Annotated in this window: 23 protein-coding genes; 11 read left to right on the top strand and 12 right to left on the bottom strand. The window is 67.0% G+C overall.

What is annotated here, in order from left to right:
• Positions 1–903: an NAD kinase gene (locus QZM67_RS19145; protein WP_043189549.1), complete on the bottom strand. Its 903-nt coding sequence runs from the start codon at positions 901–903 to the stop codon at positions 1–3.
• Between the two features lie 130 nt (positions 904–1,033).
• Here QZM67_RS19145 and hrcA point away from each other — a divergent pair, with 130 nt between their 5' ends.
• From hrcA to QZM67_RS19130, 3 genes are all read left to right on the top strand, one after another.
• The gene (gene hrcA / locus QZM67_RS19140; protein WP_011544637.1) at positions 1,034–2,056 is read left to right on the top strand and encodes a heat-inducible transcriptional repressor HrcA; all 1,023 of its coding nucleotides are present in this window, start codon (positions 1,034–1,036) and stop codon (positions 2,054–2,056) included.
• Positions 2,057–2,203: 147 nt separating this feature from the next.
• The gene (gene hemH, locus QZM67_RS19135) at positions 2,204–3,268 is read left to right on the top strand and encodes a ferrochelatase (RefSeq protein ID WP_301805813.1); all 1,065 of its coding nucleotides are present in this window, start codon (positions 2,204–2,206) and stop codon (positions 3,266–3,268) included.
• A gap of 5 nt (positions 3,269–3,273) precedes the next feature.
• A complete protein-coding gene (locus tag QZM67_RS19130; RefSeq protein WP_043189537.1) occupies positions 3,274–3,681 on the top strand; it encodes an RNA-binding S4 domain-containing protein in 408 nt (135 codons plus the stop codon).
• On the opposite strand, the gene QZM67_RS19125 is transcribed toward QZM67_RS19130, so the two are convergent.
• On the bottom strand, positions 3,653–3,814 hold the full coding sequence (locus tag QZM67_RS19125; protein ID WP_006476841.1) for a hypothetical protein: 162 nt from the start codon (positions 3,812–3,814) through the stop codon (positions 3,653–3,655). The two genes, QZM67_RS19130 and QZM67_RS19125, sit on opposite strands and share 29 nt — an antisense overlap.
• A 355-nt stretch (positions 3,815–4,169) precedes the next feature.
• Here QZM67_RS19125 and grpE point away from each other — a divergent pair, with 355 nt between their 5' ends.
• The 5 genes from grpE to QZM67_RS19100 all read left to right on the top strand — a co-directional run bounded on the left by grpE (position 4,170) and on the right by QZM67_RS19100 (position 10,582).
• Positions 4,170–4,715, top strand: coding sequence for a nucleotide exchange factor GrpE (grpE, locus tag QZM67_RS19120; RefSeq protein ID WP_301805810.1), 546 nt, complete (start codon positions 4,170–4,172; stop codon positions 4,713–4,715).
• 10 nt (positions 4,716–4,725) lie between these two features.
• On the top strand, positions 4,726–5,151 hold the full coding sequence (locus QZM67_RS19115; RefSeq protein ID WP_175024401.1) for a thioredoxin family protein: 426 nt from the start codon (positions 4,726–4,728) through the stop codon (positions 5,149–5,151).
• Between the two features lie 148 nt (positions 5,152–5,299).
• A complete protein-coding gene (gene dnaK / locus QZM67_RS19110; RefSeq protein WP_175024402.1) occupies positions 5,300–7,252 on the top strand; it encodes a molecular chaperone DnaK in 1,953 nt (650 codons plus the stop codon).
• 266 nt (positions 7,253–7,518) lie between these two features.
• The gene (dnaJ, locus tag QZM67_RS19105) at positions 7,519–8,655 is read left to right on the top strand and encodes a molecular chaperone DnaJ (protein ID WP_043189531.1); all 1,137 of its coding nucleotides are present in this window, start codon (positions 7,519–7,521) and stop codon (positions 8,653–8,655) included.
• A 13-nt stretch (positions 8,656–8,668) separates the two neighbouring features.
• Positions 8,669–10,582 (top strand): bifunctional anthranilate synthase component I family protein/class IV aminotransferase, encoded by a 1,914-nt coding sequence (locus QZM67_RS19100; protein ID WP_301805803.1) that lies wholly within the window; start codon positions 8,669–8,671, stop codon positions 10,580–10,582.
• Positions 10,583–10,703: 121 nt separating this feature from the next.
• Here QZM67_RS19100 and panB read toward each other — a convergent pair whose 3' ends face one another.
• From panB to hda, 6 genes are read right to left on the bottom strand one after another with little or no spacing between them, the layout of a single operon-like run.
• The gene (gene panB / locus QZM67_RS19095) at positions 10,704–11,519 is read right to left on the bottom strand and encodes a 3-methyl-2-oxobutanoate hydroxymethyltransferase (protein ID WP_301805801.1); all 816 of its coding nucleotides are present in this window, start codon (positions 11,517–11,519) and stop codon (positions 10,704–10,706) included.
• Between the two features lie 45 nt (positions 11,520–11,564).
• Positions 11,565–12,251: a deoxynucleoside kinase gene (locus tag QZM67_RS19090; RefSeq protein ID WP_175024405.1), complete on the bottom strand. Its 687-nt coding sequence runs from the start codon at positions 12,249–12,251 to the stop codon at positions 11,565–11,567.
• Entirely contained in the window at positions 12,248–12,790 is a 543-nt protein-coding gene (folK, locus tag QZM67_RS19085) for a 2-amino-4-hydroxy-6-hydroxymethyldihydropteridine diphosphokinase (protein WP_175024406.1), read from the bottom strand. The genes QZM67_RS19090 and folK overlap by 4 nt, the downstream gene beginning before the upstream one ends.
• Before the next feature lie 35 nt (positions 12,791–12,825).
• Positions 12,826–14,358: a polynucleotide adenylyltransferase PcnB gene (gene pcnB / locus QZM67_RS19080; RefSeq protein WP_301805796.1), complete on the bottom strand. Its 1,533-nt coding sequence runs from the start codon at positions 14,356–14,358 to the stop codon at positions 12,826–12,828.
• A gap of 5 nt (positions 14,359–14,363) precedes the next feature.
• Positions 14,364–15,041 (bottom strand): HAD family phosphatase, encoded by a 678-nt coding sequence (locus QZM67_RS19075; RefSeq protein ID WP_175024408.1) that lies wholly within the window; start codon positions 15,039–15,041, stop codon positions 14,364–14,366.
• 11 nt (positions 15,042–15,052) lie between these two features.
• Entirely contained in the window at positions 15,053–15,787 is a 735-nt protein-coding gene (gene hda / locus QZM67_RS19070) for a DnaA regulatory inactivator Hda (protein WP_222106648.1), read from the bottom strand.
• A 250-nt stretch (positions 15,788–16,037) separates the two neighbouring features.
• Here hda and purM point away from each other — a divergent pair, with 250 nt between their 5' ends.
• Positions 16,038–17,093: a phosphoribosylformylglycinamidine cyclo-ligase gene (gene purM, locus QZM67_RS19065; RefSeq protein WP_006484927.1), complete on the top strand. Its 1,056-nt coding sequence runs from the start codon at positions 16,038–16,040 to the stop codon at positions 17,091–17,093.
• A gap of 99 nt (positions 17,094–17,192) precedes the next feature.
• Here the strand turns inward: purM and tet are convergent, their stop codons facing one another.
• Positions 17,193–18,386 carry a Tet(A)/Tet(B)/Tet(C) family tetracycline efflux MFS transporter gene (gene tet, locus QZM67_RS19060; protein ID WP_301805792.1) on the bottom strand — a complete coding sequence of 398 codons (1,194 nt, stop codon included), beginning with the start codon at positions 18,384–18,386 and terminating at the stop codon, positions 17,193–17,195.
• Between the two features lie 63 nt (positions 18,387–18,449).
• Here tet and tetR point away from each other — a divergent pair, with 63 nt between their 5' ends.
• Positions 18,450–19,082, top strand: coding sequence for a tetracycline resistance transcriptional repressor TetR (gene tetR, locus QZM67_RS19055; protein ID WP_301805790.1), 633 nt, complete (start codon positions 18,450–18,452; stop codon positions 19,080–19,082).
• Positions 19,083–19,087: 5 nt separating this feature from the next.
• On the opposite strand, the gene miaA is transcribed toward tetR, so the two are convergent.
• On the bottom strand, positions 19,088–20,062 hold the full coding sequence (gene miaA, locus QZM67_RS19050) for a tRNA (adenosine(37)-N6)-dimethylallyltransferase MiaA (protein WP_301805789.1): 975 nt from the start codon (positions 20,060–20,062) through the stop codon (positions 19,088–19,090).
• Positions 20,059–22,050 carry a DNA mismatch repair endonuclease MutL gene (mutL, locus tag QZM67_RS19045; RefSeq protein WP_301805788.1) on the bottom strand — a complete coding sequence of 664 codons (1,992 nt, stop codon included), beginning with the start codon at positions 22,048–22,050 and terminating at the stop codon, positions 20,059–20,061. The genes miaA and mutL overlap by 4 nt, the downstream gene beginning before the upstream one ends.
• 173 nt (positions 22,051–22,223) lie before the next feature.
• Here mutL and QZM67_RS19040 point away from each other — a divergent pair, with 173 nt between their 5' ends.
• Positions 22,224–22,907 (top strand): DedA family protein, encoded by a 684-nt coding sequence (locus tag QZM67_RS19040; RefSeq protein WP_301805787.1) that lies wholly within the window; start codon positions 22,224–22,226, stop codon positions 22,905–22,907.
• A gap of 55 nt (positions 22,908–22,962) precedes the next feature.
• Here the strand turns inward: QZM67_RS19040 and QZM67_RS19035 are convergent.
• The coding region (locus QZM67_RS19035) for an integrase core domain-containing protein (protein ID WP_301805786.1) at positions 22,963–23,165 on the bottom strand (203 nt) is incomplete at its 5' end.

Here is a 23,165-nt window from a genome sequence, read left to right as displayed (position 1 = left end):
TCAGGACGCCTTGTCGTCTTCGTTCGAGGCGTGTTCGTTCCAGTGCAGCTTCTTGCGCAGCGTCGCGTAGTAGCTGTAGCCGATCGGGTGCAGGAACGGCACCGTGTGCTTCGAGCGGCGCACCTCGATCGTGTCGTTCAGTTCGAGCGCGGTGAACGACTGCATGTCGAAGTTCACGTTGACGTCGCGCCCGCCGACGATCTGGATCGCGATTTTCGAATCGTCGGGCAGCACGATCGGCCGGTTCGACAGCGCGTGCGGCGCGATCGGCACGAGCACGATGCCTTGCAGCTGCGGGTGGAGGATCGGGCCGGCCGACGACAGCGCGTAAGCGGTCGAGCCGGTCGGGGTGGCGACGATCAGGCCGTCCGAACGCTGGTTGTACATGTACCGGCCGTCGACCGATGCGCGCAGCTCGACCATCCCGGAGAAGCCGCTGCGGTTCACGACGACGTCGTTGAAGGCGATCGCATGGTAGATCGGTTCGCCGTCGCGCATGATCCGGGCCTCGAGCAGCGCGCGCTCCTCGCGCTCGAACTTGCCCGACAGGATCACCGGGACGAGCGCCTGCATGTCGGCCGCCGCGATATCGGTGATGAAGCCGAGCCGCCCGTGGTTGATCCCGATCAGCGGTGTCTTGTACGGCGCGAGCTGACGGCCGATGCCGAGCATCGTCCCGTCGCCGCCGAGCACGACCGCGACGTCGGCGCGTGCCCCGATTTCGGCCGGGGTCAGCGCCGGGTAGCCGGTGATGCCGATCTCGCGCGCGGTCTCGGCTTCGAAGACGACCTCGAAGCCCCGCTTGGCGATGCAGGCGGCCAGCGTGGCGAGCGGCTCGGCGATGTTCGGCGTGTTGCTCCGGCCGACGAGCGCGACAGTGTTGAACTGATTACCGGTTTTCATGCCGGCATTACACCATAGCTCGTTGACGAAAAGAACCGGCTGTGCGCAGGCGGGGCCGGATCGGGCCGGCCCGCGCATCGGTGGCTGCGCCACTCGCCGCGGTCGCGCGGTTGCGCTAAAATTTTCCACCATGCTAGATCCTCGCGCACGAACCCTCCTGAAAACCCTGATCGAACGGTATATCGCCGACGGTCAGCCAGTCGGATCGCGCACGTTGTCCCGTTACTCCGGGCTCGAGCTGAGCCCGGCGACGATCCGCAACGTGATGTCCGACCTGGAGGAGCTCGGCCTCGTGTCGAGCCCGCACACGTCGGCCGGCCGCGTGCCGACGCCGCGCGGCTACCGGCTGTTCGTCGACACGATGCTGACGGTCGAGGCGCCGATCGACGCCGAAGCCGTCGCGCGGCAGGTGCAGAACACGCTGCAGGCCGGCGAGCCGCAGCAGCGGGTCGTGGCGGCCGCCGCGAGCGTGCTGTCGAACCTGTCGCAGTTCGCGGGCGTCGTGCTGACGCCGCGCCGCAGCCACGTGTTCAAGCAGATCGAGTTCATGCGCCTGTCGGACAAGCGCATCCTGCTGATCATCGTCACGCCCGAGGGCGACGTGCAGAACCGGATGCTCGCGACGCCGCGCGATTACTCGCCGTCGCAACTGACCGAGGCATCCAACTACATCAATGCGCATTTCGCCGGACTGTCGTTCGACGAGGTGCGCCGCCGCCTGCGCGACGAGATCGACCAGTTGCGCGGCGACATGACCACGCTGATGCATGCGGCCGTGACGGCCAGCACCGAGGTGCCCGATACCGAGGACACCGTGCTGATTTCCGGTGAGCGCAACCTGCTCGAAGTGGCGGATCTTTCCTCCGACATGGCGCGGCTGCGCAAGCTGTTCGACGTATTCGACCAAAAGACGGGCCTCCTGCAACTGCTCGACGTGTCGAGCCACGCCCAAGGCGTGCAGATCTTCATCGGCGGCGAATCGACGCTCGTGCCGATCGAGGAAATGAGCGTCGTTACCGCGCCTTACGAGGTGAACGGGCAGATCGTCGGCACGCTCGGCGTGATCGGCCCGACCCGCATGGCGTACAACCGCGTGATACCGATCGTCGATATCACGGCGCGCCTGCTGTCGCTCACGCTGAGCCAGCAGTAGCCTGCCTTCGCCAGCGCGATCCTGCCCCGTCATCGTGCCCCGGCGCCGCGTAAGTAGACAGTCGGCCGAACGGCCAGCCGACCGGCCCGGGGCGGCCCGCTATAATTGAGAGCCGTCCGGTCCCGTGCCCCGAGCACGTAATTGCCCATGCGTTTCGATCTTGAGCCGCCTTCGAGCATCGCGGCTGCCCATCGCATCGGCGTGCTGCTGATCAATCTCGGCACGCCTGACGCGCCCACGCCGCGCGCGGTGCGGCGCTACCTGGCCGAATTCCTGTCGGATCCGCGGGTCGTCGAGATTCCGCAGGCCGTCTGGCAGGTGCTGCTGCGCACGCTGATCCTGCCGCTGCGCGGCCGCGCGTCCGCGAAGAAATACGCGGCCGTCTGGATGCCCGAGGGCTCGCCGCTGCGCGTGCACACCGAGCGCCAGACCGACGGCGTGCGGCACTTGCTTGCGTCGAACGGTTATCAGGTGCAGGTCGACTACGCGATGCGCTACGGCAGCCCGAACATTTCGCACGCGCTCGCGCAGTTCAAGCGCGCGGGTGTCGAGCGCGTGTTGCTGATGCCGATGTATCCGCAATACTCGGCGTCGACCACCGCCACCGCATTCGACGCCGCATTCAACGCGCTCGCGCGCATGCGCAACCAGCCGGAGGTGCGCACGGTGCGGCACTATGCCGACCACCCGGCCTATATCCATGCGCTGGCCGAGCAGGTGCACCAGTACTGGGCGCAGCACGGCCGGCCCGACTTCGCGGCTGGCGACAAGCTCGTGCTGAGCTTTCACGGCGTGCCGAAGCGCACGCTCGATCTCGGCGACCCCTATCACGACCAGTGCCAGCAGACGGGCGCGCTGCTGATGGCCGCGCTCGGGCTGTCGACGACCGAATGCCGCATCACGTTCCAGTCGCGCTTCGGCAAGGCCGAATGGCTGCAGCCTTACACCGCGCCGACGCTGCGCGAGTTCGGCGAGGCCGGCGTGCGGCGGGCGGACGTGTTCTGTCCCGGTTTCACAGCCGACTGCCTGGAGACGATCGAGGAGATCGGCATGGAAGTGCGCGACGAGTTCCTCGCCGGCGGCGGCAAGGCGTTCCACCGCATTCCGTGCCTGAACGGCGCGCCCGCGTGGATCGGCGCGCTCGGCGAGATCGTCGCCGAGAATCTGCAGGGCTGGCCGGTCAGGGCCGCGCAGCCTGAAACGGTGAGTTGAACGCGATGAATTACAAGATTTCGACCGAACCGGGCGCGAAGCTGCGCATCGACAAATGGCTGTGGGCCGCCCGGTTCTTCAAGACGCGCTCGCTCGCGACCGATGCGGTCGACAAGGGGCACGTTAAGATCGGCGGCGCGGCCGTCAAGCCGGCCAAGGACGTGCGCGTGGGCGACGAGGTCGAGATTGCGATCGACGGCATCGTCTGGCACATTGCCGTGCTTGGTGTGTGCGACGTGCGCGGGCCGGCGAGCGTTGCGCAGACGCTTTACGCGGAAACGGAAGCGGGGCGGGCCGCGCGGCTCGCCGAACTGGAGCGGCGCCGCACGTATCGCGAGCCGGCGGCCGAATTGCACGGCCGGCCGACGAAGCGCGACCGGCGCATCATCGACAGATTTTCTGGTGGGAGCTGAACATCTGGTCGAACGTCGCCCGCGCGCTCCCGTATTCGGTCGTGCGGTCGGTGACGGCTCCCGACAGGCAGATGGTGGTGGTGCCGGCAATGAGTACCAGCGCGACCACCGATATCGCAAAGGTCAGTTTCACGGTACTCCCCTCGAGAAGACGGGTGAAAACGGCGCCAGGTGGATGTCAGGCGGCGGTCAGCTAGGGGTAAACACGCTTTTCCGACGCTTGAGTGGAGTGTAGTGCAGCGGGCCTGTGCCAAGCTAGTACTTGCCAGGTAAGCGTTGTTACAGCCCGTTTCGCCCGATCTGACGGACTATGCGGGCGATGCACCGGTGCGACGCGCGGTTGTTTCGCGGCATTGGAGAATGCCGGCGAATAACCCTCTTGAAATCGTAGTTTTCACCCTTATTTGCACCAGCAATGTGCGGTACCGCCGGGTATACGGTCCGGCGGTTGCCGATTTGGCTTCAACCTCTAATCGACTTTCAGCGACATGGAAAACACGCAAGAGAACCCGGCTACCCAATCGGCCGAAGATATCGGCAGCGAGAAGCAGGCGGCGCAAGGCGCTGCTCCCGTCGCCGAAGCAGCCGACGCGGCGCTCGCGGAGGCTCAAGCCAAGGTCGCCGAGCTGCAGGAGAGCTTCCTGCGGGCGAAGGCCGAGACCGAGAACGTCCGCCGCCGCGCGCAGGACGACGTCTCGAAGGCGCACAAGTTTGCGATCGAGAGCTTCGCGGAGCACCTGCTGCCCGTGCTGGACAGCCTGGAAGCAGCCGTCAACGATACGTCGGGCGACGTCGCGAAGGTCCGCGAAGGCGTCGAACTGACGCTGCGCCAGCTGACGAGCGCGCTCGAGAAGGGCCGTGTCGTCGCGCTGAACCCGGTCGGCGAGAAGTTCGATCCGCACCAGCACCAGGCGATTTCGATGGTGCCGGCCGAGCAGGAGCCGAACACGGTCGTCGCGGTGCTGCAAAAGGGCTACACGATCGCCGACCGCGTGCTGCGTCCGGCGCTCGTCACCGTCGCCCAGCCGAAGTAAGGCCGTCGCGATGGTGCCCGCCGGCGTCGATCCGGCCGCATTCGACGCGTTCGACATGCAGGCGCTGGACGCTGGCACGTTCGACGCGGCGATCGACGGCGCGGGCGACGCGCTCGCGGTGGTGTTCTTCTGGGGTGTCGACTGCTTCAACTGCGAGATCGCGAAGAAGGCGATGCTCGCCCAGCCCGACGCGATCCGCGCGCTGGGCCTGAAGTGGTTCCATTGCAACGTGTACGAACACCACCAGCTTGGGCGCCGCTTCGGGCTGCACGGCGTGCCGACGTGGTTCTTCTTCCACCGCGGCAAGCGGCTCGGCCGCGCGACGGGCTGGCATGGCCTCGCGCAGTTCCAGGCCGCCGTGTCGGCGGCGTGCGCGAAGATTGCCGCGGCGACGGGCCATCCGCCGGGCGGCGATCCGCTAGCCGGCGGCGATTGAAAAAATTTAATATCCGCATCGCTTGTCGGGTCTTGAAAACGGATCGGACGGACGCATTTCGGGAACAGAGTTGAATTCTGGCGCGCGAAACCGCCCCAAAACGCGGGGTTTTGCGCAGCAAACAAGCATTTCTGGAGATTAGGAAAAAATGGGAAAGATCATCGGTATTGACCTCGGCACCACGAACTCGTGCGTCGCCATCATGGAAGGCAACCAGGTCAAGGTCATCGAGAACTCGGAAGGCACGCGCACCACGCCGTCGATCATCGCCTACATGGACGACAACGAAGTGCTGGTTGGCGCGCCGGCCAAGCGTCAGTCGGTGACCAACCCGAAGAACACGCTGTTCGCAGTGAAGCGCCTGATCGGCCGCCGCTTCGAAGAGAAGGAAGTCCAGAAGGACATCGGCCTGATGCCGTACAGCATCGTCAAGGCCGACAACGGCGATGCATGGGTCGAAGCGCACGGCGAAAAGCTCGCGCCGCCGCAGGTTTCGGCGGAAGTGCTGCGCAAGATGAAGAAGACGGCCGAAGACTACCTCGGCGAGCCGGTCACGGAAGCCGTGATCACGGTGCCGGCGTACTTCAATGACAGCCAGCGCCAGGCAACCAAGGACGCCGGCCGCATCGCGGGCCTCGAAGTCAAGCGGATCATCAACGAGCCGACCGCAGCTGCGCTCGCGTTCGGCCTCGACAAGGTCGAGAAGGGTGACCGCAAGATCGCCGTGTATGACCTCGGCGGCGGTACGTTCGACGTGTCGATCATCGAGATCGCGGACGTCGACGGCGAAATGCAGTTCGAAGTGCTGTCGACCAACGGCGACACGTTCCTCGGCGGTGAAGACTTCGACCAGCGCATCATCGATTACATCATCGGCGAGTTCAAGAAGGAGCAGGGCGTCGACCTGTCGAAGGACGTGCTCGCGCTGCAGCGCCTGAAGGAAGCCGCTGAAAAGGCGAAGATCGAGCTGTCGTCGAGCCAGCAGACCGAAATCAACCTGCCGTACATCACGGCGGACGCGTCGGGCCCGAAGCACTTGAACCTGAAGATCACTCGCGCAAAGCTGGAAGCGCTGGTGGAAGACCTCGTCGAGCGCACGATCGAACCGTGCCGCGTTGCGATCAAGGACGCAGGCGTCAAGGTGTCGGACATCGACGACGTGATCCTGGTCGGCGGCCAGACGCGCATGCCGAAGGTGCTGGAAAAGGTGAAGGAGTTCTTCGGCAAGGATCCGCGCCGTGACGTGAACCCGGACGAAGCCGTCGCAGTCGGCGCGGCGATCCAGGGCCAGGTCCTGTCGGGCGACCGCAAGGACGTGCTGCTGCTCGACGTGACCCCGCTGTCGCTCGGCATCGAGACGCTCGGCGGCGTGATGACGAAGATGATCAGCAAGAACACGACGATCCCGACGAAGCACGCCCAGGTGTACTCGACGGCGGACGACAACCAGGGCGCCGTGACGATCAAGGTGTTCCAGGGCGAACGCGAAATGGCAGCCGGCAACAAGCTGCTCGGCGAGTTCAACCTCGAAGGCATTCCGCCCGCACCGCGCGGCGTGCCGCAGATCGAAGTGAGCTTCGACATCGACGCGAACGGCATCCTGCACGTCGGCGCGAAGGACAAGGCGACCGGCAAGGAAAACAAGATCACGATCAAGGCGAACTCGGGCCTGTCCGACGCTGAAATCGACCAGATGATCAAGGACGCGGAAGCGAACGCAGCGGAAGATCACAAGCTGCGCGAGCTGGCCGATTCGCGCAACCAGGGCGATGCACTCGTCCACAGCACAAAGAAGGCGCTGACCGAGTACGGCGACAAGCTGGACGCGGGCGAGAAGGAAGCGATCGAAGCGTCGCTGAAGTCGCTCGAGGAAGTGCTGAAGGACGCATCGGCCGACAAGGCTGCGATCGACGCGAAGGTCGAGGAACTCGGCAAGGTTTCGCAGAAGCTCGGCGAAAAGATGTACGCCGACATGCAGGCTCAGCAAGCAGGTGCGGCCGGTGCAGCGGGTGCAGCGGAAGGCGCGGCCCACGCGGGTGGCGCGCAACAGGCTGCCGACGATGTCGTCGACGCCGAGTTCAAGGAAGTGAAGAAGGACTAAGCCGGGTTGCCCCGGTGCCGCACGCCGCGCGCGCAACCCGCGCGCGGCGCGGCTGACGGGTTGGCTGACAAGCGGTCTGTCTTTCCTTCCGGATGGCCGGATCGACTCCACGCCTGGCGGGCTTCGCGGCCCTCCGGGCACATTTGTTTTTTGGCGGGCGCTGCGTAACCGTCCCGAACGGGCCGGAGCCAGACGCGTCGAGAGACTTTACTGCGAGCGAAAGGAGCCGCCGCGTGCATGAGGCGCGGACGGCACAGTGAATCGATATGGCGAAACGGGATTACTACGAGGTTCTTGGCGTCGCAAAGAATGCGAGCGACGACGAAATCAAGAAGGCGTATCGCAAGCTTGCGATGAAGTATCACCCTGACCGCAATCCGGACAACAAGGATGCGGAAGAGCATTTCAAGGAGGTGAAGGAAGCCTATGAAATGCTGTCGGACGGCCAGAAGCGGGCAGCGTACGACCAGTACGGCCACGCGGGCGTCGATCCGAACATGGGCGGTGCGGGCGCACAGGGCTTCGGCGGCTTCGCGGACGCGTTCGGTGACATCTTCGGCGACATCTTCGGTCAGGCCGCGGGCGGCGCCGCGCGCGGCGGCCGTGGCGGCCCGCAGGTGTATCGCGGCGCCGACCTGCGCTACAGCATGGAAATCACGCTCGAGCAGGCCGCACACGGCTACGACACGCAGATCCGCGTGCCGAGCTGGGTGTCGTGCGAGGTCTGCCACGGGTCGGGCGCGAAGCCCGGCACGAAGCCGGAAACCTGCCCGACCTGTCACGGCCAGGGCACGGTGCGCATGTCGCAGGGCTTCTTCAGCATCCAGCAGACCTGCCCGAAGTGCCATGGCACGGGCACCTACATCCCCGAGCCGTGCGTGCATTGCCACGGGTCGGGCAAGGTGAAGGAAACCAAGACGCTCGAAGTCAAGATCCCGGCCGGGATCGACGACGGGATGCGGATCCGCTCGGCCGGCAACGGCGAGCCGGGCATCAACGGCGGGCCGCCGGGCGACCTGTACGTCGAGATCCACATCAAGCCGCACTCGGTGTTCGAGCGCGACGGCGACGATCTCCACTGCCAGATGCCGATCCCGTTCACGACCGCCGCACTCGGTGGCGAGATCGAGGTGCCGACGCTGGCCGGTCGTGCGTCGTTCCCGGTGCCGGAAGGCACGCAGTCGGGCAAGACGTTCCGCCTGCGCGGCAAGGGCATCAAGGGGCTGCGTTCGAGCATCGCGGGCGATCTGTACGTTCACGTGCAGGTCGAGACGCCGGTGAAGCTGACCGACAACCAGCGCGACCTGCTCAAGCAGTTCGAGAAATCGCTGGCCGAGGGCGGCGCGCGTCACAGCCCGCAGAGCAAGAGCTGGTTCGATCGTGTGAAGAGCTTCTTCGAGTAACTCGAGTAACAGCATGACTGAAGGCAACGAGAGCGCGTCGTTCGCGCTCTTGGACGATTGCGACTCGACTGCGTCCGCGCGGTCGAGTCGTTTGTATTCGGGGTTCGTGCGCGAACGCGTGTGCACGGATCCGGCTCGGCTCGACGAGGTCGATGCGGCGGTGGCGCAGGATCTGCGCGACGGGCTGCATGCGGTCGTCGTCGGCGATTACGAATTCGGACGCAACCTGCAACGAGCGCAGCCGGGCCATGCCCCGCTGCGCTTTTTGCTGTATGCGCGCTGCGAGCGCCTGTCGCGCGACGAAGTCGACGCGTGGCTCGCGCAGCAGGACGGCGGCGCAACGCCGTCGATCGCGGGCGTCGCGCATGTCGAAAAGAGCGTGTCGCGCGATGCGTTCGACGCGGCGATCGCCGCGGTGCACGACGCGCTGCGCGCAGGCGATTCGTATCAGGTCAACTACACGTACCGGCTGAACTTCGACGTGTTCGGCACGCCGCTTGCGCTGTACCGGCGGCTGCGGGCGCGCCAGCCGGTGCGCTACGGCGCGCTGATCGCGTTGCCCGACGGACCGTGGGTCGTGTCGTGTTCGCCCGAGCTGTTCGTCGAGAAGCACGGCGACGTGCTGGGCGCGCGGCCGATGAAGGGCACGGCACCGCGTTCGGCCGACCCTCGCGACGATGCGGCGGCCGCCGCGTTCCTCGCGAACGATCCGAAGAACCGCGCGGAAAACGTGATGATCGTCGACCTGCTGCGCAACGACGTGTCGCGGATCGCGCGCACCGGGACGGTCCGCGTGCCGGCGCTGTTCTCCGTCGAGCCGTATGCGTCGGTGTGGCAGATGACGTCGACGGTCGAGGCCGGCTGGCGCGACGGGACGACGTTCGCGCAGATGCTGCGTGCGCTGTTTCCATGCGGATCGATCACGGGCGCGCCGAAGTACAAGACGATGCAGTTGATCGATGCGATCGAGTCGACGCCGCGTGGGCTCTACACGGGCGCGATCGGCTGGCTCGACGCTGCGAAGCAAGGCGCGGATTCCGACGCGCCAGCTGATCGCCTGGCAGGCTGTGGCGATTTCTGCCTGTCGGTCGCGATCCGTACGCTGACGCTCGACGCAGCCGGCAAAGGTGCGGTCGATGCCGACGCACGCAATCCGGCAGCGGCAACCGCCGGCCGGCGCCGCGGCACGATGGGCGTCGGCGCGGGCATCGTGCTCGACAGCGTCGCGGCCGACGAATATGCGGAGTGCGAATTGAAAGCGCGATTCCTGACGGATGCCGATCCCGGCTTCCAGCTGTTCGAAACGACCGCCGCCACGCGTGCGGACGGCATCCGGCATCTCGATCGCCATCTCGCGCGGCTGCAGCGTAGCGCGGATGCGTTCGGTTTCCACTTCGACGCCGATGCATTGCGTCGCGAGATCGACGCGCGCTGCGCGGCGCTCGACGGCGACGGCGCTTACCGGATGAAGCTCGCGCTCGCGAAGGACGGCACGGTCGAGATCGTCTCGGCACCGCTCAAGCCGCTGCCGGCGGGGCCGGTCGGCGTGCTGCTGGCGTCCGCGCACGGCTTCGCACCGACCCGTGCGAGCGATGCGCTGCTGCTGCACAAGACCACACGCCGCGCCGAATACGATCGCGCATGGCAGGCGGCGGAGGCACTTGGCGCGTTCGACATGCTGTTCGTCAACGAGCGAGGCGAGGTGACGGAAGGCGGGCGCTCGAACCTGTTCGTGAAGCTCGACGGCCAGTGGGTGACGCCGCCGCTCGAGTCTGGCGTGCTGCCGGGCGTGATGCGCGGCGTGTTGCTCGAAGATCGCGCGTTCGGTGCGACGGAGCGGGTCGTGACCCGCGACGATCTCGCGCGCGCGGACGCGCTGCTGCTGACCAACGCGCTGCGCGGCGCGCTCGACGCGGTATTGAAGTAACCGGTCGATAATCGACCGTTGTCGGCAGCGCAGGAAAGAAAAAGCGCGGTGCCCCGCAAAGGGCGCCGCGCTTTTTTTCATCAAGGGGCCGGCGAACGCATCGCTGGCCCCGTGAAGGGCGTCAGAACGAGTGCTCGGGGCCGGGGAACGAACCGTCCTTTACCGCGCGCACGTACGCTTCGACGGCTGCCTGGATGTTCGGCTCGCCCTGCATGAAATCCTTCACGAAGCGCGGCCGCTTGCCGGGGAACACGCCGAGCATGTCGTGCAGCACGAGCACCTGGCCCGAGCAGTCGGCGCCGGCGCCGATGCCGATCGTCGGCACGCGCAGCATCTGCGTGACTTCGGAACCGATCAGCGTCGGCACGGCTTCGATCAGGACGACCTGCGCACCGGCTGCTTCGACCGCGCGCGCGTCGCGCAGCAACTGCGCGGCACTGGCTTCGGTCTTGCCCTGCACCTTGAAGCCACCGAACGCGTGCACCGACTGCGGCGTAAGGCCCACGTGCGCGCACACGGGCACCGCACGCTCGACGAGGAAGCGGATCGTCTCGGTGAGCCATTCACCGCCTTCGAGCTTGACCATCTGCGCACCGGCGCGCATCAGCTTGACGGAGCTCGCGAACGCCTCGGCCGGCGTGCCATACGTGCCGAACGGCAGATCGGCCATGATCAGCGCGCGCGGTTGCGCACGGGCGACACAGGCGGTGTGATACGCGATGTCGTCGAGCGACACGGGCAGCGTGGTCGTATGGCCCTGCAGCACGTTGCCGAGCGAATCGCCGATCAGCAGCACGTCGACGCCCGAACGGTCGAGCAGTGCGGAAAAGCTCGCGTCGTAGCAGGTGAGCATCGCGATCTTCTCGCCGGCGTCGCGCATTGCCTGCAGCTTGGGCACCGTGACGGCAGGCCGGCTCGATTCCTGGAGATAGGTCATGGGAAATCCGGTTCGAATGGGAAAGGAACGACAGGCGAGGACGCGTCAGCGCGTCGTCTCGCCCTTGACGAAGAACTCCTTGCGGCCACGCATCGTCTCGATGCGCTCGACCAGCAGAGCGAGATCTTCGGGGGAGTCCAGCGGGTTCAGGTGTTCCGCGGCGACCGTCAGCACCGGCGTGCGGTCGTAGTGGTAGAAGAATTCGTTGTACGCGTCGACGAGCGAGCGCAGGTACGCATCGCTGATCTGCAGCTCCATCGGCAGCCCGCGCTTCTGGATCCGCGAGAACAGCACTTCGGGGCTCGCCTGCAGATAGACGACGAGGTCGGGCGACGGCGCCTGCGGCACGTCCACGTGCGCCGCGACCGAGCGGTACAGCTGCCATTCGTCTTCCGGCAGGTTCAGCCGCGCGAAGATGTCGTTCTTCTGCGGCATGAAATCGGCGATGACCGGGCGGCCCGTTTCGAGCGCGCCGATCAGCTCGCGCGCCTGCTGCGCGCGCTGCAGCGCGAACGACAGCTGCACGGGCAGCGCGTAGCGCGCGGTGTCGCGATAGAAGCGTTCGAGGAACGGGTTGTCCTGCGGGCGCTCGAGCAGCGTCTGCATCGACCAGCGTTCGGCGAGCAGGCGCGCGAGCGTCGTCTTGCCGACGCCGATCGGGCCTTCGATCACGAGATAGCGGTGCGGGGCGCGCAGGTCGGGCGCGGTGACGGTGAGGGGAGTCGGGGTCATTGGCAGCGGTTCTTGTCGGCGTCTTCGCTGGCAGCGAGCGCCTTCTGCATCAGGCACTGGCAGGTCTGCACCTTCTCGACGCGCTGGTCCGCGACGGCGGCGAGGAAGGCATCGGCACGGCCGCGCGCGGGGATGTCGAGTGCCGGCTCGATTTCGACGAGCGGCACGAGCGCGAACGCACGGTCGGTGAGACGCGGGTGCGGGACGATCAGGTCGGGTTCGTCGATCGAGTCGGCGCCGAACAGCAGGATGTCGAGATCGAGCGTGCGCGGCGCGTTGCGATACGGGCGCTCGCGGCCGAAGTGATGTTCGATCTTCTGGCAAAGCGCGAGCAGCTCGCGGGCCGACAGCGTCGTGTCGAGCTTGACGACGCAGTTGTAGTAGTCGTCGCCGCCCGCTTCGAAGGGCGCCGTGCGATACAGGCTCGATTTGCCGAGGATCGAGATGGTGCGCTGCTGTGCGAGGCACACCACCGCGTCCTTCAGGGTCTGGCGCGCATCGCCGAGATTCGCCCCCAGTCCGATATATGCAACCGTCATGGCATCACTTCCTACGTCGTTCGCCAGCGAGCGCGTCAGTCGTCGGAACCGCCCGGGGTGTCCGGTGCCTGCTCGGCGGCACCTTCACCCGGCTTGCGGTTTCGCACACCGCCGCGGCGGCGCCGCTTGCGGGGCGATTTTTCCTTCGAGCCGCCTTGCGTGAGCAATGCCTCGCGAGCGGCCGCGTCGCCTTCGATGAAATCCGTCCACCACTGTCCGACTTCCGCATCGAGCTCGCCGGATTCGCAGCGTAACAGGAGGAAATCATACCCCGCTCTAAACCTTTGGTGTTCCAGCAGCCGCATCGCGCTGCGGCCCGAGCGTTTCTCGAGGCGCAACTGCAGGCCCCAGATCTCGCGCATGTCGGCCGAATAACGCTTGTGGATCGCGAGCTTCTCGGTCTGCATGTCGAGCACGTCGTCCATCGCGCGATGGAGCGCCGGCACCGGGATTTCGCCTTCGGCCGTGTATTGCTCGAAGCGCTGGCGCATGTCGTGCCACAGCAGCGTCGCGAACAGGAAGCCCGGTGAGACAGGCTTGCCGGCGCGCACGCGTGCATCGGTGTTGTTCAGCGCGAGCGTGATGAACTTCTCGCCCTGCGGCTGTTCGAGCACGACGTCGAGCAACGGCAACAGCCCGTGGTGCAGGCCTTCCTTGCGCAGCTGCTTCAGGCACGCGAGTGCGTGGCCCGACAGCAGCAGCTTCAGCATTTCGTCGAACAGGCGCGCGGCCGGCACGTTGTTGATCAGGTCGGCGAGCCCGTTGATCGGCTCGCGCGTATGCGGCTCGATCTCGAAACCGAGCTTCGCCGCGAAGCGCACGACGCGCAGCATCCGCACCGGATCCTCGCGGAAGCGCGTGGCCGGGTCGCCGATCATCCGCAACAGGCGGGCGCGCATGTCGGCCATCCCGTCGTGGTAGTCGAGCACCGTCTGCGTCGACGGGTCGTAGTACATCGCGTTGATCGTGAAGTCGCGGCGCGCGGCATCTTCGTGCTGCTCGCCCCACACGTTGTCGCGCAGCACACGGCCGCTCGCGTCGACTGCGTGCGTGCGGCGATCGAGTTCGTCGCGCTTCAGGCGCTTCGGCGGCTCCGAGGCGGCCGCCTCGGGTGGCGCATCGACCAGTGCGCGGAACGTCGACACTTCGATCAACTCCTGGCCGAACTGCACGTGGACGATCTGGAAGCGGCGGCCGATCAGGCGTGCGCGGCGGAACAGGCGCTGCACTTCGGTCGGCGTTGCGTCGGTCGCGACGTCGAAGTCCTTCGGCGCGATGCCGAGCAGCAGGTCGCGTACCGCACCGCCGACGATGAACGCACGGAAGCCTGCCTGCTGCAGCGTGTCGGTCACGCGCACGGCATTCTTCGAGATCAGCGCCGGGTTGATGCCGTGCACGCTGGCCGGCACAACGGTCGGTTCATGGTTGCTGCGCGGTTTCTTCGCGCCGCCTCGGGCGCCTTTCGACGCGCGCGGAGCAGGGGCCGCTTCGTTGGCCGGGGCCGTTGCGGGAGAGGTTTGCTCGGTTTCGTCCTGACCGAGCAGCTTGCGGATGAATTTTTTGATCACGACGTTCAGAAGAGATCGAGGATGCGCCAGCCGCGGTTGCTTGCATGCGCACGCAGCGTGTCGTCAGGGTTGGTCGCGATCGGGTCGGTGACTTTCTCGAGCAACGGAATGTCGTTGTGCGAGTCGCTGTAGAAATAGGTGTGCGCGAAGTCGCTCCATTGCTTGCCGAGCGACGCGAGCCACGCTTCGGTTCGCACGATCTTGCCTTCGCGATAGCTCGGCGTACCGGTCGGCCGGCCCGTGTACGGCGAATCGGGATGCCCGTCGGTCGTTTCGACCTCGCAGGCGATCAACGTGTCGACGCCGAACGCGGTGGCGATCGGGCGCGTGATGAATTCGTTGGTCGCCGTCACGACGCAGCACAGGTCGCCCGCATCGAGGTGCTTGCGCACGAGCTCGAGCGCGGCGGGTGTCATGGCGGGGCGGATCACCTCGTGCATGTACTGTTCGTGCCATTCGGCGAGCTGCGCGCGCGAATACTTCGCGAGCGGCGTGAGCATCGCCGTGAGGTACGCGTGGATGTCGAGCTTGCCGGCCTTGTAGTCGGCGAAGAACTGATCGTTCTGACGCGAGAAGCTTTCCGCGTCGACGATACCGAGCTTCACCATGAAGCGGCCCCATTCGTGGTCGCTATCGGTCGGGATCAGCGTGTGATCGAGGTCAAAGAGTGCCAGATTAGTCATGGAAGCGCATTTTACTCGAAGCGGTTCGGGCCCGTGCCCGGTGGTGTGATGTCGTCGCCGGGACGCGCCAGCATGCGGCGCAGCAACGGCAGCGTGACGGCGCGTTTTTGCTCGAGCGAAAAGCGGTCGAGCGCGTCGAGCAGCGCCATCAGGCTTGGCATGTCGCGACGGAAATGGGTCAGCAGGTAGGCGGCGATGTCGTCGGTGAGCGCGATCCCGCGCTCCTTCGCCGCGAGCTTGAGCACGGCGATCTTGCCGGCGTCGGACGGCGGCGACAGGTGGAACACGAGCCCCCAGCCGAGGCGCGTGCGGAGATCCTCGCGCACGTCGAGCGCGAGCGGCGCCGTGGGGCCTGCCGCGACGAACGCGCTCGACGGATGCGCGCGCACTTCGTTGAACAGGTTGAACAGCGCGACCTGCTGCGCGTCGCTCATCCGGTCGCAGTCGTCGATCGCGTAGATGCCGATGCGCGGGTCGAACGTGAACGCGCCGAGCGGGCTTTGCGGCGTCAGGTAGCGCGCATAGCCATACGACGCGTCGCTCACGAGCGCCTGCAGCAGATGGGTGCGGCCGCAGCCGGGCTCGCCCCAGATGTAGAACGATCGATCCGGCACGGGGCCCGCCGCGAGCGCGAGGTCGAGCTTCTGCAGGCGCGAGATGAGCTCGTCGTTCTCCTCGTTCATGATGAAGTTGTCGAACGTGGCGGGCGGCGGCGTGCCGAGATCGAGCGTCAGTTGACGGGACACAACAGTCACAATGCGGGTCGGTTGAAAATACGCGTGCCGTACGCCGGGCACGCGCCGGGAACTGCGCCTTCATGGGCTTCACGCACGCCCGCACGCACGGCGCCACGCCGGTTTCGGCGCGGTTCGCTCGGCGATGAAAACGGGGACGTGTTGACCAAGATGCAATCCCTGACGATTCGGTGCTGGGAATTCCGGCCAACCGGCCGGCTTCGGGTAAAATCGCATTTTACCGACCTTCTCGCATTCCCCCATGAATCCTCCGAAATCCGCTCCTGACGCTCAGGGTCTGTCCTATCGCGACGCAGGTGTCGACATCGACGCGGGCGACGCACTCATCGACAAGATCAAGCCTTTTGCGAAGAAAACCCTGCGCGACGGCGTGCTCGGCGGCATCGGCGGGTTCGGCGCGCTGTTCGAAGTGCCGAAGAAGTACAAGGAGCCCGTGCTCGTGTCGGGCACCGACGGCGTGGGCACCAAGCTCAAGCTGGCGTTTCATCTGAACAAACACGACACCGTCGGCCAGGATCTCGTCGCGATGAGCGTGAACGACATCCTCGTGCAGGGCGCCGAGCCGCTGTTCTTCCTCGACTACTTCGCGTGCGGCAAGCTCGACGTCGACACCGCTGCAACGGTTGTCAAGGGCATCGCGCAGGGTTGCGAACTGTCGGGCTGCGCGCTGATCGGCGGTGAAACGGCCGAAATGCCGGGCATGTACCCGGACGGCGAATACGACCTGGCCGGTTTCGCGGTCGGCGCGGTCGAGAAGAGCAAGATCATCGACGGCAGCACGATCGCCGAAGGCGACGTGGTGCTGGGCCTCGCATCGAGCGGCATCCACTCGAACGGCTTCTCGCTCGTGCGCAAGATCATCGAGCGTGCGAATCCCGACCTGTCGGCCGATTTCCACGGCCGCTCGCTGGCCGACGCGCTGATGGCGCCGACGCGCATCTACGTGAAGCCGCTGCTCGCGCTGATGCAGAAGCTGTCGGTGAAGGGCATGGCGCACATCACGGGCGGCGGTCTCGTCGAGAACATTCCGCGCGTGCTGCGCGAAGGCCTCACCGCCGAGCTGGACCAGAACGCATGGCCGCTGCCGCCGCTGTTCAAGTGGCTGCAGGAGCACGGCGGTGTCGCCGATGCGGAAATGCACCGCGTGTTCAACTGCGGCATTGGCATGGCCGTGATCGTCTCGGCGGCCGATGCCGACGCAGCGATCGCCGACCTGACCGCCGCCGGCGAACAGGTGTGGAAGATCGGCACCGTGCGTGCGACCCGCGAAGGCGAGGCGCAGACGGTCGTGGTCTGACGCACTGCCTGCAGCAGATGCAGCAAGGAAAGCCGCCCGGAGTCGATCCGGGCGGCTTTTTTTTCGGGCGTCGCGCGGCGGACGGACGCCCGCCGACGCTCATGCGGACGGCCGTGCCGCGCCCGCTGGCCGCGCACCGGCCAGCAACGGCGGGACGAGCAGATAGAGCAGCGCCGCCGCGGCCCAGACGAGCCCCGGCCACGTCGCGCGTGTCGCCGCATAGGTTGCGGTGACGACCAGCGGCCCCGCGACGCCGATCAGGCTCGCCACGCTCGCGAGTGCGCCTTGCAGTTCGCCCTGGCGCGCATCGTCGACCTGCCGCGCGAGCATCGCCTGCAACGCCGGCAGCGTCATGCCGCCCGCCGCGAACAGCGGCAGCAGCGCGAACGGCACCCACGCGGCGGTCGCGAACGCGATCGCCGCGAGCCCGAGCGCGTCGCCCGCGAGGCCCAGTGCGAGCGCGCGGCGTTCGCCGAGCCGCGCGATCAGCGGCCCGATTGCGAATGCTTGCGCGAGTGCATGACATGCACCGTAGCCCGCGAGCGACAGCCCCGCGATCGGCGTCGACCAGCCGAAATGTTCCTGGCCGTACAGGATCCATAGCGTCGCGGGTGCCTGCGACACCAGCGCCACGATCACGTAAATGCCGATCAGCGGTACGAGCGCCGGTGCGCCGCTCAGCCTGCGCAGGCTGGCGAACGGGTTGAGCGCGCCGACCGCATGGCCTTCGCGGGCCGAACGCGGCCGCGATTCCGGCAGCGCGCGCCAGACGAGCGCGAGATTGAGCGCATTGAGCACGGCGGCCGCGACGAACGGCGCGCGCACATGCAGCGCGCCGAGCAGGCCGCCGATCAACGGGCCCGCGATGAAGCCGATGCCCATCATTGCACCGAGCTGGCCGAAGCGTCGTGCGCGGTCGGGTTCGGCGGTGACGTCGGTCATGTATGCAGTCGCGACCGCGACGTTCGCGCCGGTGATGCCCGCGATCAGCCGCCCGACGTACAGCCACGCGAGCGTCGGCGCGAGCGCCATCAGCAGGTAGTCGAGCGCCGCGCCCGCGAGCGACACGAGCAGGACGGGCCGGCGGCCGAAGCGGTCGCTCAGCGCGCCGAGCAGCGGGGCGCACAGGAACTGCGCGAACGCGTACAGCGCGAGCAGGATCCCGTAGTGGGTGTCGGTGCTGCTCGCGTCGGCAAGCGAGCGCAGCAGCCCGGGCAGGATCGGCATCACGATCCCGACGCCGATCGCGTCGAGCAGGACCGTGGCCAGGATGGCAATCAGGGACGGATTCAAGAGCGTGACTCTATCGGTGATAGAGTGGCGATTATTCCACAGCTTTCCCTATCGGTGATAGAGATGAAGGACACAGGGGCGCGGCTGACGCGCGACACGGTACTGCGCGCGGCGCTCGAACTGCTCGATGAAGTCGGCATCGACGGGCTGTCGACGCGGAAGCTCGCCGAGCGGCTCGGCGTGCAGTCGCCGACGCTTTACTGGCATTTCCGGAACAAGGCCGAACTGCTCGACGCGATGGCCGAGGCGATCATGCTCGAGCGTCACGATGGGTCGCTGCCGCGACCGGGCGACGCGTGGGATGCGTGGCTGGTCGACAACGCGCGCAGTTTCCGTCGCGCGCTGCTGGCGTATCGCGACGGCGCGCGTCTGCATGCCGGCACGCGGCCGCGCGCGCTGCATTTCAGCTCGATCGAACGCAAGGTCGCGCTGCTCGGCAATGCGGGTTTCGCGCCGGATGAAGCAGTCGACGTGATGTATGCGCTGGGCCGCTTCGTGGTGGGCTGGGTGCTGGAAGAGCAGGCGGAACCGGGCGGCGACGCCGATGCGCCGCTGCCGGATGCGGCCGAGTATCCGCTGCTCGCGAAGGGCTGGGCCGCGCTGCGCGAGCGCAGCGGCGACGAGGCGTTCGAGCGTGGGGTCGCGTGGATCGTCGATGGCGCCCGCGCGCGCCTCGCAGCGCGCGAGCGCGGCTGACGCGGTCAGCCCGGCGTGCTGCTGTCGAGCACGCGTTCGAGCGCGTCGAGTGCGCGGGCCGTCGAGTCCGGCGCGATGCAGTCGACGACGATCCGCTCCGGCATCGCGCGCAGCCAGGTGATCTGGCGCTTGCAGAGCTGGCGCGTCGCGAAGATGCCCTTGTCGCGCATCGTCCGGTAGTCGGTGTCGCCGTCGAGGAATTCCCACGCCTGCCGGTAGCCGACGCAGCGCATCGACGGCAGGTCGGGATGGAGGTCTTCGCGACGGCGCAGCCGTTCGACTTCGTCGATGAAACCCGCGTCGAGCATCGCGTCGAAGCGTTGCGCGATCCGTGCGTGCAGTACCGCGCGATCGGACGGTTCGAGCGCGACCGGCACGAAGCGGTACGCGGCGGCCGCATCGTCGGTGCGGCGCGGCGCGGCGAGCAGCACCGACATCGGCTGCCCGCTCAGCGTGAACACTTCGAGCGCCCGCTGGATCCGTTGCGAATCGTTCGGCGCGAGCCGCGCGGCCGTATCGGGATCGACTTGCGCGAGCCGCGCGTGCAGCGCGGGCCAGCCGTCGCGCTCGGCTTCGGCATCGAGGGTCGCGCGCACGTCCGGATCGGCGCCCGGCAGGTCGTTGAGCCCCTGCGTCAGCGCCTTGTAGTACAGCATCGTGCCGCCCGCGAGCAGCGGCGTGCGGCCGCGCGCGGCGATTTCGTCGATCAGGCGCAGCGTGTCCGCGCGGAAACTCGCGGCCGAATACGCGTCGGCCGGATCGATGATGTCGATCAGGTGGTGCGGCACGCTTGCGCGCTCGTCGCGCGACGGCTTCGCGGTGCCGATATCCATGTCGCGGTAGACGAGCGCCGAATCGACGCTGACGATCTCGATCGGGCGGCGCGCGGCGAGCGCCAGCGCCGCGGCCGTCTTGCCCGAAGCGGTGGGGCCGAGCAGGCAGGCGATCGTCGTCGGGCTGGAGTGCGGTGCTGCGCTCATTGGCCGCGCATGAAGAGGCGGTCGAGATCGTTCAGCGTGAGCTGATACCACGTCGGCCGGCCGTGATTGCACTGGTCCGCGCGTTCGGTCGCCTCCATCTGTCGCAACAGCGCGTTCATCTCGTCCAGCGTCAGGCGCCGGTTCGCGCGCACCGCGTGGTGACAGGCGAGCGTGCCGAGCAGTTCGTGCTGACGCTCGGTGAGCACGCGCGAGCCGCCGAACGCATGCAGGTCGGCGAGCACCGCGCGCGCGAGCGACTGCAGGTCGGCATCCTTCAGCAGTGCCGGGACCGCGCGGATCGCGAGCGTCGTCGGCGACAGCACCGCCAGGTCGAAGCCGAGCGATTCGAGCGTGTCGCGTTCTTCCTCGACCGTGCCGATCTCGATCGGCGTGGCCGTCATCGATACCGGCAGCAACAGCGCCTGCACGGCGACCGAGCGGTCGGCCAGCGCGTTCTTGAACTGTTCGTACAGGATCCGCTCGTGGGCCGCGTGCATGTCGACGATCACGAGGCCGTGCGCGTTCTGCGCGAGCACGTAAATGCCGTGGATCTGGCCGAGCGCGAAGCCGAGCGGCTGCTCGTCGTGCACGGTGGCGGCGATCGGCGAGGCGGTGAAGCCCGGCAAGGGCGCGACGGGTGCGCCGGCCGAATCGCGTGCGATGGTCGTTGTGCCGTCCGGCGTGCCGGCGCCGGTGTCCTTGCGGCCGAACAGCGCGTCATAGAGCGCGAGCGGCTGCGCGACCGGCAGCGTGCCCTGGGTCATCCGCGCCTGGCGCATCCAGGTGTTGCCTGACGATGAGGACGACGACGGCGAGAAGCCGCTGCCACCGCTGCCGCCGGTCGCGTGGCCCTGGCTCTGCCCGAGCGGGGTATCCAGGAACGACGACGGCCCGCGCGGTGCCGGTTCGAGATGCGCGGCATGGCCGCCCGCCGTGGTTTCCGGCGACGCACCCGCGTGGCGCGCGAGCGCGCGCTGGACCGCATGGAACACGTACTGGTGGATCGAGCGCGAATCGCGAAAGCGCACCTCGATCTTCGACGGGTGCACGTTGACATCGACGGCTTCGGGCGGCAGGTCGAGGAACAGCACGTACGACGGGTAGCGGTCGCCGTGCAGCACGTCTTCGTAGGCCGCACGCACCGCGTGCGTCAGCAGCTTGTCGCGCACGAAGCGGCCGTTGACGAAGAAGTATTGCTGGTCGGCGCGCCCGCGGCTCGCGGTCGGCAGGCCGGCGCAGCCGTAAACTGCCAGCGGGCCGGCCTGCTCGTCGAGCGGCAGGTGCGCGGTTGCGAAACTGTCGCCGAGGATCTTCGCGACGCGCTGCGCGGGCTCGGTCGCATTCCAGTGCTCGACCGCCTTGCCGTTGTGCAGCACCGAGATAGCGACGTCCGGCCGCGCGAGCGCCGCGCGGCGGATCATTTCCAGGCAGTGGCCGAACTCGGTCTGCTCGCTCTTCAGGAACTTGCGTCGCGCGGGCGTGTTGAAGTACAGCTCGCGGACCTCGATCGTCGTGCCGGTCGCGCCAGCGGCGGGCGACAGCACGCCCGTCTGCGCGTCGATTTTCATCGCATGCGCGGCATCGGCCGTCCGGCTCGTGATCGACATCTCGGCGACCGACGCGATCGACGCGAGCGCTTCGCCGCGGAACCCGAGCGTGGCGACCGCCTCGAGCTCCTCGAGCGAGCGGATCTTGCTGGTGGCATGGCGCATCAGCGCGAGCGCGAGCTCGTCCGGCGGAATGCCGCAGCCGTCGTCGGTGATCGAGATGCGCTTGACGCCGCCTTCTTCGAGCACGATGCGCAGCGTCTGGGCGCCGGCGTCCATCGCGTTCTCGAGCAGCTCCTTGACGACCGACGCCGGGCGTTCGACGACCTCGCCGGCGGCGATCTGGCTGATCAGCTGGTCGGGCAGGGGCTGGATCGCGCGCAGCGGGCGCGGAGCGGGGGCGGGCGCGGCGCCCGCGGCCGTTTCGGTGATATCGGACATGGCCGAATTATAGCGAGGCGGTGAATGCGTGCCGGGGCGACCGGCGGTTACGTTTTTTCACGGAGCCTTAAGGTAGTTTCGGTATCATGGGTTCGTTACACGCACCGCCTTGACCGGCGGGCGCGTCAGCCTTTTTCGGCCGTTCCGGCCCTTTCGCCATCGAGGAATCGCATTTGGATACGCTGCTTCATTTCGTCAACCTGGTCCTGCATATCGACGCCTTCCTCGGCGATTTCATCCGGCAGTACGGCGCATGGGTCTATCTCATGCTGTTCCTGATCGTGTTCTGCGAGACGGGGCTCGTCGTGTTCCCGTTCCTGCCCGGCGATTCGCTGCTGTTCATCGGCGGCGCGTTCGCGGCGACGGGTGAAATGAACGTCGGCGCGCTGATCGTGCTGCTGCTCGTCGCAGCGGTCACCGGCAACACCGTGAACTACCTGATCGGCCGCTGGGTCGGCCCGAAGGTGTTCAATACCCATATCCCGGTGCTCGAGCGCTTCCTCGATCGCGCCGCGCTGCAGAAAACTCACTCGTTCTACGACAAGCACGGCGGCAAGACGATCGTGCTCGCGCGCTTCATTCCGGTCGTGCGGACGTTCGCGCCGTTCGTTGCGGGCGCGTCGTCGATGAGCGTTGCGCGCTTCCAGTTGTTCAACGTGATTGGTGCGCTGGTGTGGGTGCTGCTGCTTGTGCTGCTCGGCTATTTCTTCGGCAATATCCCGTTCATCCGCCAGTATCTGAACGTGATCGTGCTGGCCGGGATCGGTGCGGCGGTCGTGCCGGTCGCGCTCGGCGCTGTGTGGAAGCTGGTGCGCGGGAAGCAGTCGGATAACGCGCAGAAGACGGGCGGGCGTTGAGCGGAAGCTTCGTTTTCAGTGTCAAGTCCTGGAATAGGTTGACAGTATCCAGACGCTAGAACGCCCGATGCACCGCATCGGGCGTTTTGTATTTCAGGGCGGCATGTGGCCGCTCGTGGTTGTAGATGCGCACCGACTGTTCGACCATCTTGGCAGCCTGTTCAAGGTCAGCGGGACGCTGCAGCAGGAACTCCCCCTTGAGGATGCCGTTGACCCGCTCAGCCAGCGCGTTCTGATAGCAGTCGTAGCCGTCGGTCA

Origin of the sequence: Burkholderia sp. AU45251, from assembly GCF_030482905.1 — a bacterium.
GTDB classification, from domain to species: Bacteria; Pseudomonadota; Gammaproteobacteria; order Burkholderiales; family Burkholderiaceae; genus Burkholderia; species Burkholderia aenigmatica.
The sequence above is the reverse complement of the archived record's forward strand: the minus strand, read 5'-3'. Positions and strand labels throughout refer to the sequence as shown.

Coding starts and splice junctions, on each gene's coding strand:
- QZM67_RS19100 (WP_301805803.1), top strand. CDS start 8,669: ATGACTGAAGGCAACGAGAGCGCGTCGTTCGCGCTCTTGGACGATTGC.
- dnaJ (WP_043189531.1), top strand. CDS start 7,519: ATGGCGAAACGGGATTACTACGAGGTTCTTGGCGTCGCAAAGAATGCG.
- dnaK (WP_175024402.1), top strand. CDS start 5,300: ATGGGAAAGATCATCGGTATTGACCTCGGCACCACGAACTCGTGCGTC.
- QZM67_RS19145 (WP_043189549.1), bottom strand. CDS start 903: ATGAAAACCGGTAATCAGTTCAACACTGTCGCGCTCGTCGGCCGGAGC.
- QZM67_RS19115 (WP_175024401.1), top strand. CDS start 4,726: ATGGTGCCCGCCGGCGTCGATCCGGCCGCATTCGACGCGTTCGACATG.
- QZM67_RS19130 (WP_043189537.1), top strand. CDS start 3,274: ATGAATTACAAGATTTCGACCGAACCGGGCGCGAAGCTGCGCATCGAC.
- hemH (WP_301805813.1), top strand. CDS start 2,204: ATGCGTTTCGATCTTGAGCCGCCTTCGAGCATCGCGGCTGCCCATCGC.
- grpE (WP_301805810.1), top strand. CDS start 4,170: ATGGAAAACACGCAAGAGAACCCGGCTACCCAATCGGCCGAAGATATC.
- mutL (WP_301805788.1), bottom strand. CDS start 22,050: ATGTCCGATATCACCGAAACGGCCGCGGGCGCCGCGCCCGCCCCCGCT.
- panB (WP_301805801.1), bottom strand. CDS start 11,519: ATGACCTATCTCCAGGAATCGAGCCGGCCTGCCGTCACGGTGCCCAAG.
- QZM67_RS19075 (WP_175024408.1), bottom strand. CDS start 15,041: ATGACTAATCTGGCACTCTTTGACCTCGATCACACGCTGATCCCGACC.
- tetR (WP_301805790.1), top strand. CDS start 18,450: ATGAAGGACACAGGGGCGCGGCTGACGCGCGACACGGTACTGCGCGCG.
- miaA (WP_301805789.1), bottom strand. CDS start 20,062: ATGAGCGCAGCACCGCACTCCAGCCCGACGACGATCGCCTGCCTGCTC.
- QZM67_RS19090 (WP_175024405.1), bottom strand. CDS start 12,251: ATGACCCCGACTCCCCTCACCGTCACCGCGCCCGACCTGCGCGCCCCG.
- folK (WP_175024406.1), bottom strand. CDS start 12,790: ATGACGGTTGCATATATCGGACTGGGGGCGAATCTCGGCGATGCGCGC.
- purM (WP_006484927.1), top strand. CDS start 16,038: ATGAATCCTCCGAAATCCGCTCCTGACGCTCAGGGTCTGTCCTATCGC.
- hrcA (WP_011544637.1), top strand. CDS start 1,034: ATGCTAGATCCTCGCGCACGAACCCTCCTGAAAACCCTGATCGAACGG.